The organism is Nonomuraea antimicrobica, assembly GCF_039536965.1.
In the GTDB taxonomy this organism is placed as follows: Bacteria; Actinomycetota; Actinomycetes; order Streptosporangiales; family Streptosporangiaceae; genus Nonomuraea; species Nonomuraea antimicrobica.
In genome coordinates this window covers 102352-115224 of sequence record NZ_BAAAZP010000098.1, presented here as the reverse complement: position 1 = coordinate 115224, position 12873 = coordinate 102352, and the positions used below count along the sequence as shown (strand labels likewise).

General features: G+C 73.4%; 9 protein-coding genes. 5 read left to right on the top strand and 4 right to left on the bottom strand.

The annotated features are described in order from the left end of the window. The coding region (locus tag ABD844_RS26850; RefSeq protein ID WP_344883640.1) for a non-ribosomal peptide synthetase at window positions 1-1669 on the top strand (1669 nt) is incomplete at its 5' end. Further along, entirely contained in the window at window positions 1666-1941 is a 276-nt protein-coding gene (locus ABD844_RS26845) for a phosphopantetheine-binding protein (RefSeq protein WP_344883637.1), read from the top strand. The genes ABD844_RS26850 and ABD844_RS26845, both read left to right, overlap by 4 nt. Here ABD844_RS26845 and mshB read toward each other — a convergent pair. After that, window positions 1910-2737, bottom strand: a complete 828-nt coding sequence (mshB, locus tag ABD844_RS26840; protein ID WP_344883635.1) for an N-acetyl-1-D-myo-inositol-2-amino-2-deoxy-alpha-D-glucopyranoside deacetylase — start codon at window positions 2735-2737, stop codon at window positions 1910-1912. The genes ABD844_RS26845 and mshB overlap by 32 nt on opposite strands. Window positions 2738-2817: 80 nt before the next feature. On the opposite strand from mshB, the gene ABD844_RS26835 reads away from it, so the two are divergent. Next, complete coding sequence (locus ABD844_RS26835) at window positions 2818-8376, top strand: non-ribosomal peptide synthetase/MFS transporter (RefSeq protein WP_344883632.1); 5559 nt, start codon at window positions 2818-2820, stop codon at window positions 8374-8376. Window positions 8377-8378: 2 nt separating this feature from the next. On the opposite strand, the gene ABD844_RS26830 is transcribed toward ABD844_RS26835, so the two are convergent. Continuing rightward, window positions 8379-9281, bottom strand: a complete 903-nt coding sequence (locus tag ABD844_RS26830) for a sigma-70 family RNA polymerase sigma factor (protein WP_344883629.1) — start codon at window positions 9279-9281, stop codon at window positions 8379-8381. Window positions 9282-9356: 75 nt separating this feature from the next. On the opposite strand from ABD844_RS26830, the gene ABD844_RS26825 reads away from it, so the two are divergent. After that, window positions 9357-10106 (top strand): FMN-dependent NADH-azoreductase, encoded by a 750-nt coding sequence (locus tag ABD844_RS26825; protein ID WP_344883626.1) that lies wholly within the window; start codon window positions 9357-9359, stop codon window positions 10104-10106. On the opposite strand, the gene ABD844_RS26820 is transcribed toward ABD844_RS26825, so the two are convergent. Together ABD844_RS26820 and ABD844_RS26815 are read right to left on the bottom strand one after the other, a co-directional pair. Then, window positions 10072-10869, bottom strand: coding sequence for a DUF1963 domain-containing protein (locus tag ABD844_RS26820; protein WP_344883623.1), 798 nt, complete (start codon window positions 10867-10869; stop codon window positions 10072-10074). The two genes, ABD844_RS26825 and ABD844_RS26820, sit on opposite strands and share 35 nt — an antisense overlap. A 124-nt stretch (window positions 10870-10993) precedes the next feature. Next, window positions 10994-11668 (bottom strand): GntR family transcriptional regulator, encoded by a 675-nt coding sequence (locus tag ABD844_RS26815; RefSeq protein WP_344883620.1) that lies wholly within the window; start codon window positions 11666-11668, stop codon window positions 10994-10996. A 125-nt stretch (window positions 11669-11793) separates the two neighbouring features. Here ABD844_RS26815 and ABD844_RS26810 point away from each other — a divergent pair, with 125 nt between their 5' ends. Further along, entirely contained in the window at window positions 11794-12852 is a 1059-nt protein-coding gene (locus ABD844_RS26810; RefSeq protein WP_344883617.1) for a sugar ABC transporter substrate-binding protein, read from the top strand. Window positions 12853-12873 lie beyond the last annotated feature (21 nt).

The following is a 12873-nucleotide window of genomic DNA, read 5'->3' as shown; positions in this document are numbered from 1 at the left end:
GGACGCCGTCGGCTACGCGGCGCTCGGCGCTCGCGTGCAGGCGCTCGCGGCCCGGCTGCGGGAGCGGGGCGTCGGCCCCGAGAGCGTGGTCGCGATCCGCGCGGACCGGTCGATCGCGACCGTCGTGGCGCTGCTCGCGGTGCTGGAAGCGGGCGGCGCGTACCTTCCCCTGGACGCCGACCTGCCCGGCGAGCGGGTCCGCCTGCTCCTGGCGGACGGCGGCGCCGACCTGGTGCTGTCCGGCGAGGAGATCACCTCCGCCCGCGACGCGGGGGCCCCGCCCGCGCGCGAACCGGGACCGGCGGATGGTCCGGGACCCGGCGACGCCGCGTACGTCATCTACACCTCCGGCTCCACCGGGCGGCCCAAGGGGGTCGTGGTGGAGCACGAAGCCCTCGCCGGCCGGGTGGCCTGGATGCGGGAGCACTACGGCCTGGGACCGGGGGACCGGGTGGTCCAGTTCGCCTCGACGGCGTTCGACGCGCACGCGGAGGAGATCTTCCCGGCCCTGGCCTCGGGGGCCGCGCTGGAGCTGCTGCCCGGCGGGCCGCTGACGCTGCCCGAGTTGCTCGCCTCGCCGCGGGGCCGCGAGATCACCGTGCTCGACCTGCCCACGGCCTACTGGCACCAACTGGTCGCGCAGATCGAGCAGGTGGCCTGGCCGGAGCGGCTCCGGCTGGTGATCATCGGTGGCGAAAAGGTGCACGCGCCCGCGGTGGCGCGCTGGCGCGCGCGGTTCGGCGACGCCGTACGGCTGGTCAACACCTACGGGCCGACCGAGGCGACCATCATCGCCACGGTCGCCGACCTGGGCGAGGACCATCCAGGACGGCCCCCCATCGGACTGCCCATCGGCGGCACCCGCGCCCACGTCGTGGGCCCCGACGGCGACCTCGTGCCGCCCGGGGTGCCCGGCGAGCTGCTGCTCTCGGGCGCCGGGCTGGCCCGGGGCTATCTGGGCCGGCCCGGCCTGACCGCCGAACGCTTCGTGACCGGCCCCGGTGGCGAGCGCGCCTACCGTACCGGCGACCAGGTACGGCTGCGCCCCGACGGCCTGCTGGAGTTCCTGGGCCGCCTCGACGACCAGGTGAAGGTGCGCGGCTTCCGGATCGAGCCCGGCGAGATCGAGGAGCGCCTGCTCGCTCATCCGCGTGTCCGGCAGGCCGCCGTCGTGGCCAGGGACGACCGCCTGGTCGCCTACGTGGCGGGCGACATCGAGGTGGTGGAGCTGCGCCGCGACCTGACCGGGGCGCTCCCGCCGTACCTGGTGCCGGACCTGTGGGTGGCGCGGGACGCGCTGCCGCTCACCCCGGGCGGGAAGGTCGACCGGGCCGCGCTGCCGGATCCCGGCCCCGATCAGGGCCGTCGCTACGTCGCTCCGGGCACCGACGCCGAGACCCTGGTCGCGGACGTGTGGCGGGAGGTGCTCGGCACCGGCGCCCCCGTCGGCGCGCTGGACGACTTCTTCGCGCTCGGCGGCCACTCGCTGCTCGCCGTACGCGTGACGGCCAGGCTGCGGGCGAGCGCCGGGGTGGACGTCCCCATCCGGGCCGTCTTCGCCCACCGCACGGTCGCCGAGCTGGCCGCCGAGGTGGAACGGCTGCTGGCCGACGAGCTGTCCGGGCTGACCGATGAGGAAGTCGACCGCCTGCTGAAGGAGACGCCGTGACCGACCGTGCCGACGACGACCTGAGACGGTGGCTGGCGCACGCGCTGGCCGAGGCGAGCGACGGGGAGGTGAGCGCCGAGGAGCTGCTGCGCGACGGCGGCTCCTTCGCCGCGCTCGGCGTCACCTCCATCGCCCTGGTACGGCTGCTCGACGCCGTGGAGGAGGAGCTGGACGTGCTGATCGAGCTGGACGGCGAGGACTGGTTCCCCTCCGGCCTCGACGCGCTGGCCGCGCTGGTGGCTAGCCGAACAGATCGGTCTCCATCCCGGTGACCGGGTCCACGTCGCCGCAGGCCCCCGACAGCAGCGTGTAGTGCTCGACACCGGCCAGCGGCTGTCCCACGTTGTCGGACAGCGCGAAGAACCCGTCCGCCACGGTGAGCTGGGTGCGGTGGGCGCGCAGCGCCCGCACCTTCGCCGCCAGGTGGCCGGTCGCGTCGACGCGCGCCGTGACCTGCTCGTCGGGCACCCCGAAGCCGAAGTCCGCGACCGACTTCACCTGCTCGAAGGGCCCGGCGCCGACCGCCTGCGCCAGCAACGACATCGGGGTGGCGGTGGCGTAGAACTTGGCCGCCCGCTCACCCGCCCGCTCACCCGCCCGCTCGACGGCCCGGCGGGTCACCCGGTGGGCCTGGATGTGGTCGGGGTGGCCGTACAGGCCGTTGGCGTCGTAGGTGACCACCACCTGCGGGCGCAGCTCGCGCAGCACCAGGGCCAGCTCGGCGGCGGCCTCGTCGACGTCCGCCCGCCAGAAGCAGCGCGGGTCGTCGTTGGTCGGGGTGCCCATCATCCCGGAGTCGCGCCAGCGTCCCGGCCCGCCGAGGAAGCGGTGGTCGCGCACGCCGAGCGCTGCGCACGCGCGGGCCAGCTCGGCCCGGCGGAAGCGCCCGAGGCCGTCGCGGTCGGCGGTGAGGTGGCCGAGGTCGTCGGGGACCACGTCGCCCTCCTCGCCCAGCGTGCAGGTCACCAGGCTGACGTGTGCCCCCTCGGCCGCGTACTTCGCCATGGTGGCGCCGGTGCCGATCGACTCGTCGTCCGGGTGGGCGTGGACGAACAGGATGCGGCGCATGGTGGCCCCTTTCACTACCTGACGATCAACGACAAATTTCTAGCAGAATCTTGCAATTTATTGGCATCATGGAGGTTTCTGTGACCGATGGCGGAGGTGCTCCGGCGACCCTGTCCGACGCCCGGCGCGCGTTGCTGGCCAAGCGGCTGCGCGCCCGCCGGTCCGGGCCCGGGATCCCCCGGCTCGCCGACGACGCCGAGCCGCCGCTCTCCTTCGCGCAGGAGCGGCTGTGGTTCATGGAGAAGTACGCGCCGGGCGCCGCCGCGTACACCGTCCCGCTGAGCGTGCGTCTGCGCCGCCCGATCGACCCGGAGCTGCTGCGGTCGGCGCTGGCCCGGCTGGCCGCCCGGCACGACACGCTGCGCACCCGCTTCCCCGAGTCCGACGACGGCCGCCCGTCCGCCGTCGTGCTCGGCTCCGCCGACCTGCCGCTGACCGTGGAGGACGCCCCGGGCGAGGAGGAGGCGCGGGCCAGGGTGGCGCGGTTCCTCGCCGTACCGTTCGACCTCGCCTCCGGCCCCGTCGCCCGCGCGCTCCTGCTCCGGCTCGCCCCCGGGGACCACGTGCTGGCGCTGGCCGTGCACCACATCGCCGCCGACGGCTGGTCCGCCGCGATCCTGCTGCGCGAACTGCTCGACCTGTACGCCGGGCGCGAGCCGGACCCGTTGCCGCTGCGCCACGCGGACTACGCGGCCTGGCAGCGTTCGCGGCCCGGAGCCGAGGACGACCTCGCCCACTGGCGGGACCGGCTGGACGGGGCCGTCCCGCTGGACCTGCCGGCCGACCGGCCCAGGCCGCCCGAGATCACCTACCGGGGCGCGGGCCACGGCTTCCGGGTGGGCCGCGAGGTCACCGCCCGGCTCGCCCGGCTCGGGGAGGAGCACGCGGCGACGCCGTACATGGTGCTGCTGGCCGCCTTCGGCGCGCTGCTCGGCCGCTACGCCCGCCAGGACGACGTGGTGATCGGCTCCCCGGTGGCCGGGCGGTCGCACCCGGAGCTGGAGGGGCTGGTCGGCTGCTTCGTCAACCTGCTGGCCATGCGGATGGACGTGAGCGGTGACCCGTCGTTCCGCGACCTGCTGCTGCGGGTCCGCGAGAGCGCGCTGGACGCGTACTCGCATCAGGAGCTGCCCTTCGAGCAGCTCGTCGCCGACCTGAACGTGCCCAGGGACCCGTCCCGCTCGCCGATCTTCCAGGTCGTCTTCGCCATGCAGAACTACGGCGCTCCACGCGGGGCGGCTCCCGAGGCGGAGCCGTTCGACCTCGGGGAGTGGGCGACCCGCTTCGACCTGGAGCTGTACGCGGGCGAGGAGGACGGCGAGCTGACCGGCCTGTTCGTGTACAACACCGCGCTGTTCACCCGCGAGCGCGTCGAGGAGATGAGCGGCCACCTGCTGGCGCTGCTGGAGGCCGTCGCGGCGGACCCCGGCCGGCCCGTCCTCGGGATCGACCTGCTGGGCGAGGCGGAACAGGCGCGGCGCGCGACCTGGAACGACACCGCCGCCGACCTCGGCGAGCCCGGCTGCCTCCACTGGGACGTCACCGCCGCCGCACGCCGCACCCCCGATGCCACCGCCCTGGTGCACCCCGACGGCGCGCTCACCCACCAGGAGGTCGAACGCCGGGCCACGGCGCTGGCCGCCGAGCTGGCCGGGGCGGGGGTGGGCAGGGGAGACCTGGTCGCGGTGGTGATGCGGCGCGGCTGGGAGCAGGTCGTCGCGGTGCTGGCGATCAACCGGGCGGGGGCGGCGTACCTGCCGGTGGACGCCGACCTGCCGCCGGCCCGGCGCGACCACGTGATCGAACGCGGCGGCTGCGCCGTCGCCCTCACCCAGCCCGCCCTCACCCAGCCCGCGCTGGGCGAGAGCCTCGACTGGCCGCCCGGACTCACCGTGCTGCCCGTCCACGCCACCGCCAGTGGAGCCGTTGAAGGGGGCTTCACGGAGGTCGCGGCCGAGCCGTCCGACCTCGCGTACGTGATCTTCACCTCCGGCTCCACGGGGACGCCCAAGGGCGTGATGATCGAGCACCGGGCCGCGCTCAACACCGTCCGCGACATCACCCGGCGCTTCGGCGTCCGCGCCGACGACCGCGTGCTGTCCCTTTCCGCGCTCAGCTTCGACCTGTCCGTCTACGACGTCTTCGGCACCCTGGCCGCCGGAGCGTCCCTCGTCCTGCCCGCGCCCGAGGAGGACAAGGACCCGGCGGCCTGGGCCCGCCTGGTCGCCGAGCACCGCGTCACCGTGTGGAACTCGGTCCCCGCCCTCCTGGAGCTGCTGGTGGACCACGCCGAGCACGAGGGGACCGACCTGTCCTCGCTGCGGCTCGTCCTGCTGTCCGGCGACTGGATCCCGCTGAGCCTGCCCGACCGCATCCGCGCCCTCGCCCCCGGCGTACGCGTCGTCAGCCTCGGCGGCGCGACAGAAGGTGCCATCTGGTCGATCCACCACGAGATCGGCGACGTGGACCCCGCCTGGCCCTCCATCCCGTACGGCCGGCCGCTGGCCAACCAGAGCTTCCACATCCTCGACGGGCGGTTGCTCGACGTGCCCGCCGGGGTGCCGGGCGAGTTGTTCATCGGCGGGGCCGGGGTCGCGTCCGGCTACTGGCGCGACTCCGAGCGTACGGCGGCGGCCTTCGTCACCCACCCGCGCACCGGCGAGCCCCTCTACCGGACCGGCGACCTGGGACGCTACCACCACGACGGAACCATCGAGTTCCTCGGCAGGGCCGACTCCCAGGTCAAGATCCGGGGTTACCGGGTGGAGCCGGGCGAGGTCGAGACGCACCTGGCCCGGCATCCGGGCGTGGCCGAATGCGTCGTCACCACCGTGGGGGAGCGCGGGGAGCGCGAACTGGTCGCGTACGTGGTGCCGCGCTCGCTGCCGGGCCCCGGTATCGAGGTCCTGCGCGCCCACCTGGCCCGCGACCTGCCCGGTTACATGGTGCCCACCCGGTTCGTGGAGCTCGAACGACTGCCGCTCAGCTCGAACGGCAAGGTCGACAGGGCACGCCTGCCCGCCCCTGGCCCGGCGGCGGGCGAGGGCGAGCGCGTCGCGCCGCGTACCGCGACCGAGCAGGCGATCGCCGCCGTCTGGTGCGACCTGCTCGGCGTGGCGGAACTCGGCATCGACGACGACTTCTTCCAGGCCGGTGGCCACTCGCTGGTCGCCATCAGGGCCGTGGCCAGGCTGCGCAGGGAGCTGCCCGAGGGCTCCGGCGGCGTGGCGGTGACCGACCTGTTCCGCCACCCGACGGTCAGAGAGCTGGCCGCCCTCGTCGAGGGGCCGCCGCAGGAGCGCGGGCTGCTGCAGGAGCTGACCCCCGCCGGACGCACGGCCGAGCTGACGTACGTCTGCGTCCCGTACGGCGGGGGAAGCGCGATCGTCTACCAGCCGCTCGCCGACGCCCTGCCCGGCACGTGCGCGCTGTGGTCGGTGGCGATCCCCGGGCACGACGTGGGCCTGGACGAGGAGCGGCTGGCGTTCGACGACCTGGCCGCCCGGTGCGTGGCGGAGATCCAGGCGAAGGTCACCGGGCCGCTCGTCCTGTACGGGCACTGCGGTGTCGGCTCGGCGCTGACCGTGGAGATCGCCCGCCGCCTGGAGGCCGACGGCAGGGCGCTGGAGGCGGTCTACATCGGGGCGATCTTCCCGTTCGCCCGGCCGAGCGGCAGGGCGATGTCGGCGCTGTCCAGGCTGGCGCGGATGGAGTTCCTGCGCGGCGACCAGGGGTACGCCAACTGGCTCACCTCGATGGGCGTCGACATGGGCGAGCTGGACCCGGCCCAGGCCCGCCGGATCATCCGCAACATGCGGCGGGACTCGGACGCCGCGGAGGAGTACTTCACCGGGCTCTTCCAGCGGTCGGTCCAACGGCTGCGCGCCCCGGTCATCGCCGTCGCGGGGGAGCGCGACCCGGCCACGGAGTACTACCAGGAGCGGTTCAGGGAGTGGCACTTCCTCACCCCCCGGGCCGCCGTGGTGGTGCTCGACGAGGCGGGCCACTTCTTCCTCAAGTACCGGGCGGAGGAGCTGGCGGAGATCGTCACGCTGACGCATCCCGCGCTGGGGACCGAGGACGCCCCGGCGCCCGGCGTTCCCGGCCCGGAGCCGGGCGGCCCCGGCTGGCGGCTGTCGGGCGTCTCGGTCTCGGACGCCCCGGCGCCCGGCACCCCCGTCTCCGGCACCTCGGGCTCAGACGTCCCGGCCGCCGGTGAGGCGGTGCCAGGGGAGGCGGGCCCGGGGGAGGCGGGCCCAGAGAAGGCGGTCGCGGCCGGGGCGCGGCCGAGCATGAGCAGGTTCCTGCTGGTCGCGGTGGCCCAGCTCGTGTCGATGGCGGGGTCCGCGCTGACCGAGTTCGCGATCCCGATCTGGATCTACCTGACCACCGGGTCGCTGGCGCAGTTCGCGTTGTTCGCCGTGATTGGGCTGGTGCCGGGCATGCTCGCCTCGCCCATCGCCGGGGCGATCGTCGACCGTTCGGACCGGCGGCGGGTGCTCATCATCGGCGACGTGGCCGCGGGCGGCGTCCAGCTCCTCCTCGGCTCGTTGTTGTGGACGGGCAACCTGGAGGTCTGGCACATCTACCCGACGCTGGCGTGCCTGTCGGTGGCCCTGACGTTCCAGCGGCTCGCGTACTCGTCGGCCGTGCCCCAGCTCGTCCCCAAGCGGTACCTCGGCCACGCCAACGGGGTCGTGCAGATGGTCGGCGGCACCGCCCAGCTCATCGTGCCGCTCATCGCGGTGGGGCTGATGGCCTCGATCGGCCTCGAGGGCATCCTGATCCTGGACGTGCTCAGCTACGTGGCCGCCATCACCGTGGTGCTGCTCGTCCGCTTCCCCGCGACCATGCCGTGGCGGCGCAAGGAGTCGGTGACGGCCGAGATCGTGGAGGGGTTCCGCTACTCGTGGGGCCAGCGCGGCCTGCGCGCCATGCTGCTGTACTTCGCGGCGCTCAACGTCTTCCTGTCGCCGTTGTTCCTGATGGTCTCGCCGCTGGTGCTGTCGTTCTCGGACCTCGACGGGGTGGCCAGGGTGGCGTTCCTGTCGGGGCTCGGCGCCTTCCTCGGCGGGCTCGCCATGGCCGTGTGGGGCGGCCCGCGCCGCTCGCGCATGCGCGGCGTGCTGCTCGGGACGCTCGTCCTGGCCGTCTTCTGCCTCGCCACCGGCCTGCGGGCCGACCTCGCCCTCGTGGCGGCCGGGGCGTTCGGGATGTCGCTGTGCCTGGCCCTGGTGAACGGCATCTACGCCACGATCGTCCAGGTCAAGGTCCCGCAGCGCTACCACGGGCGGGTGTTCGCGCTCAACACGCTGATCGCCTGGTCGACGCTGCCGCTCGCGTTCGGCGTCGTCGCCCCCTTGGGCGCGGCCGTGGCCGAGCCCCTGCTGGCGCCGGGCGGCCCGCTCGCCTCCACGGTGGGGGCGGTCATCGGCGTCGGCGAGGGACGCGGGATCGGCTTCATCTATGTGCTGTTCGCCGTCGCCATGGCCGTGGTCGTCGCCGTGGCCGCGCGCCGCCCGGTCCTGGCCCGCTTCGACGACGAGGTCCCCGACGCCCTCGCCGACGACCTGGTCGGCCTCCAGGCTCTGCGACGCCGCACCGCGGAACCCGCCGACGTCACGCGGTCGCGACGCTGACCTCACCCACCGCCGGTGCCCTCGGCAGGAGGACCGAGCACGGCGAGGTCGAGCCGCCTCAGGCGCGCGGGGTCGGCGATCACGTCGTACTCGGTGATCCTGCCGTGCTCGACCGCGAAGGCGACCGCGAACACCAGCCGCCCGCCCGGGGCCACGACCAGCCCGACCCTGCCGTCGACCAGCGCCGGCTCGGCGAGCCGCGACCGTTGGGCGAGCGCGACGGTCCCCTCCGCCACGGCCCGCGCGCCGCGCACCTCGGCCGCCACGCCCGGGGGCAGGGCCGCCGGGTCGGCGCGGCGTACCACGTCGGGGGCCAGCACGGCGAGGATGCCGTCGAGGTCACCTTCGCGCGCGGCGGACAGGAACGCGGAGACGACGTGCCGGTGCCGGGCCAGCTCCGCCGCCGGGACCACCGGTGTGCCGTGGACCTTCCGCCGCGCGCGGCTGGCGAGCTTCTTCGTGGTGACGGGCGTGCGCTCCACGATCGGCGCGATCTGGTCGAACGGCACGCCGAACATGTCGTGCAGCACGAACGCGACGCGTTCCGCCGGGTTCAGCGTGTCGAGCACCACGAGCAGCGCGTTGCTGACGGAGTCGGCCAGCACCGCCTCGTCCTCCGGCCGGGCTCCCCCGTCGGGCACCTCGTCGAACACCTCCTGCCCGGCGAGGTGCTCGGGCCGTGACCTGCGCGAACGGAGGATGTCGAGGCAGATCCTGGTCACCGCGGTACGCAGCCAGCCGCCCAGGTTGTCCACCTCACGGGCGTCGACGCGCGCCAGGTGGAGCCAGGCCTCCTGCACGGCGTCCTCGGCCTCGCTCCGCGAGCCCAGCATTCGGTACGCGAGCGCGTGCAACCGTCCCCGGTGCGCCTCGAACCGTTCCGCCAGCCCGTCACCCTCGTTCACCCGGTCACCTTTCCTCACCTCGTCGCGTCACCCCCTATGACGTACCCGACGTGACCGAGGTGACAGGAGAGGACCATGACGACCTTGCTGCATCTGGATTCCAGTGCCCATCGTTGCGAGGAGTCGGTCAGCAGAGGGCTGACCGCGTCGTTCGCCGACACGTGGCGGGCGCTGCACGGCTCCGGCGGTTACCGGTACAGGGACCTGGCCGCCGACCCGGTGCCGCCGCTGGACACCGCCTACTGCGCGCTGGGCAGGCGGGCGGAGCGGCACGGCCTGCTGCCGCCGGACCGGGTGGGCGAGCTGGTCAGGAGCCCGGCCGAGCGGCGGGAGTGGGCGCTGACCCACCCGCTGATCAACGAGTTGCTGGCGGCCGACACGGTGCTGATCGGCGCGCCGATGTACAACTATGGGGTGCCCGCGGCGCTGAAGACCTGGATCGACCGGGTGAGCTTCCCGGGGGCGTTCAGCGATCCTGACACCGGTGACAGCCTGCTGCGCGACACCCGGGTCGTGGTGATCACCGCGCGCGGCGGCGCGTACGGCCCCGGCACTCCCCGGGAGGGCTGGGACTTCCTGACCCCTTACCTGCGGGCGTACTTCGCCGAGCACGGTGTGCCCGACGAGAACCTCTTCGTCGTCACCGCCGAGCTGACCATGGCCGGTCTGATGCCGCACCTGGCCGCCTTCCGGCCGTTGGCGGCGAGTTCGCTGGCCACGGCACGATCCGAGGTGATCGCCCTGGCGACCGAGACGGCCGGTGCGGCGGTGCGGCGGGCCGCCCCGGCGGTCAGCAGCAGCGCATCTCCGGTTCGACCCGGCTGAAGTCGCCCTCCGCGAACGCCTTCATCGGGATCGTGAAGTACATCGTCCCGTTGTCGCCCCACCCCCACCCGAGGTGCGCGTCTGCCGCCAGTTGGAGCAGGTGAACCACGGGCCCGTCGGCGTCGCGCCGGGTCACCTTGGACGCGTACGACGTGTCCGGCCAGCCGAAGGCGCGGTGGCCGCCGGAGGTGTTGCCGTCGAGGTCGTACATCGCGTCGAGGATGAGTGACGTGGCTCCCCAGTGCTCGTCCCGATCGTACGGGACGTCGTCGTCATCGACGTCGAAGGAGTCCGGGAGCATGACCACGGGGTCAGCGTGCACGGGGACGGCCGGATAGGTCCTCGCCGGGGCGGGGGCCGCGGTCTCGGCCGCCCGTGCCGGATCGGCGGGGACCACCCGGCACGCCTCGGGCGCGGAATCGTCCAGGTGCCGGTGCTCGTCGTACGGCACGTCGGGGTCGAGGAAGAAGAAGTTGAGCAGGCCCGGCCGGGTGGGCAGGTCGGTCCCGAGCCAGGCGGCGAGCGCGCCGGTGTCGAGCACGGCGTGCAGGGACAGCGGGAAGCCGCCGAACCGAGGCCACGAGGTGCCGGGTTCGAGCAGGGCGGGGCCGCCGAACCGGCAGTGCCCGGTGGCCCCGGCTCCGTCGGCCGGAGGGGTCAGCCGGAAACCGCGGCGGGCCAGGGCGGCGAACTGCCGTCCGGCCCGCTCGCCGAGCCGTTCGACGCTTTCTTGGAGCAACTCGGCCTGGCCGTCGAATTCCATCCCGAGATCCTCTCAGGCTTCCCCGGCCGGTGCGGAACCGGTCCCGGCCCTGACGCCCGACTGACGCATCAGTCGAACCCAGTCAGTCGAACCCGGTCAGTCGAACCCAGTCAGTCGAACCCGGTCAGTCGAACGCCGTCAGGCGGCGCTCGCGGGCCTCGGTCAGGTGTGCGCGCATCGCCGTCTCGGCCGCGTCGGGGTCGGCGGCCTCGATGGCCTCCGCGATGCGCTGGTGTTCCTCGATCGTCGTGCCGGCGTGGGCGTAGGGGAAGTATCTCCGGTGCAGGTGGAGGTGGACGTGCAGGCGTTCGAGGCCCTCGCGCAGCAGGGGGTTGCCGGAGGCCGTGGCGATGAGGTCGTGCAGGCGGGCGTCGTGCGTGGTGAAGGCCGCGTGCCAGCGCCAGCCGCTCGGGTCGTCCGGCTCCTGGGCGATCGTGGTGGCGGCCTCCGCGGTGATCGCCTCGCGCTGCTGCGGGGTGGCCCGTTCGGCGGCCCAGCGCGTGGCGGCGCACTCCAGCAGCAGCCGCATCTCGAAGAGGTGGTCAAACTCGGCGCGGGTGAGCAGCGGGCTGACCGTGTAGCCCACAAGGGGGCGCTTGCGGACCAGCCCGTCGGACTCCAGACGCGCCAGGGCCTCGCGGATCGGTGTCTGTGACACCTCGAGGTCGCGGGCGAGCGCGTCGATGTTGACCCGGTCGCCGGGCCGCATGCTGTGCTCCAGGATCCGCGCCCTGAGCACGTCGTAGACGTCGTCTCCGAGCGTCGAGCGCCGGAGACGGATCGGTTCGGTGGCTGCCATCGGGCCCCATCCTCCCACGGCGCAGGCGTATCGCCCGAACGTCAGGTCTTGACGTGCTGCCGGAACACGGACTATACCTCCATGAAACATCCTATAGGATCCATGATCCTTCGAGAGGCGCGGTCATGAATCAACGACCATTGGTCCGGCTCGGCGGGCTGGCTGCCGCCCTGGTGCTCGCCGCCACCGCCATCGCGGGTTGCACGAGGAAGAGCGACGACATGGCGACGGCGGACGCGTCCACCAGGACGCCTGACCAGGTCAGAATCGCCCTGGTTCCGGGCGGGGCGCACCCGTACTTCCAGCCGTGGAAGGACGCCGCCGCCAAGGCGAAGAGCGATCTCGGCGTCGGCGACGTCACCTTCAACGAGACCTCCGACTGGGACCAGACCAAGCAGAACGACGTGCTGAAGTCCCTCGCCGCGCAGGGCTACAACGCCTTCGGCGTGTTCGGCGTCTCCCCGGAGAACATCAACGCCACCTTCGAGGACCTCAAGCGGCAGGGCTTCCCGGTCGCCTCGCTGGCGTCCTGCCCGGCGGGCGACGTCGACAAGGCGGACTTCTGCCTGTCCACCGACGTGCAGTTGGCCGCCTACAAGGCGGCGCAGGCCGCGATCGAGGCCATGGGCGGCCAGGGCGACCTGGTGCACCTGACCGGCAACAAGGTCGACTCCAACACCCAGCGCCGCATCGCGGGCGTGCAGAAGGCCGTGGACGAGACCGGCGGGAAGGTCAAGCTCCTGCAGACCGTGACCGACGTGGACAAGGACCTGCAGACGGCGCAGAAGGCCGTCGCCGACCTGCTCGCCGCCAAGGGCGACCAGATCCAGGGCATCGTCAACACCGCCTACAACCCGGCGGTGGCCTCGGCGGAGGGCGTCCAGCGGGCCAAGCTGCCGATCAAGGTCGTCGCGATCGACGACGACAAGACCATCCTCGCCGGAATCCGGGACGGCTCGGTCGCCGCGACCGTGCTGCAGAACCCGGTCGGCCAGGCGTCCGTCGGCTCGTACGCGCTGACGAAGCTCGCGGGCGGCTGCACGATGACCCAGCCGGGCGTGACCGTCGACTCCGGCTCCTTCGTCGTGACCAAGGACGACATCGACACCTACAACACGGACCGGCAGGCGAAGACGGACGAGCTGAAGACGGCGTTCGACAGCCAGTACCTGTCCTGCAAGTAGTCCCGCGAGCCCTCAGGAGGA

Excerpts from the sequence above, each read along its gene's own strand:
- ABD844_RS26825 (WP_344883626.1), top strand. The coding sequence starts at position 9,357 with ATGACGACCTTGCTGCATCTGGATTCCAGTGCCCATCGTTGCGAGGAG.
- ABD844_RS26820 (WP_344883623.1), bottom strand. The coding sequence starts at position 10,869 with ATGGAATTCGACGGCCAGGCCGAGTTGCTCCAAGAAAGCGTCGAACGG.
- mshB (WP_344883635.1), bottom strand. The coding sequence starts at position 2,737 with ATGCGCCGCATCCTGTTCGTCCACGCCCACCCGGACGACGAGTCGATC.
- ABD844_RS26815 (WP_344883620.1), bottom strand. The coding sequence starts at position 11,668 with ATGGCAGCCACCGAACCGATCCGTCTCCGGCGCTCGACGCTCGGAGAC.
- ABD844_RS26810 (WP_344883617.1), top strand. The coding sequence starts at position 11,794 with ATGAATCAACGACCATTGGTCCGGCTCGGCGGGCTGGCTGCCGCCCTG.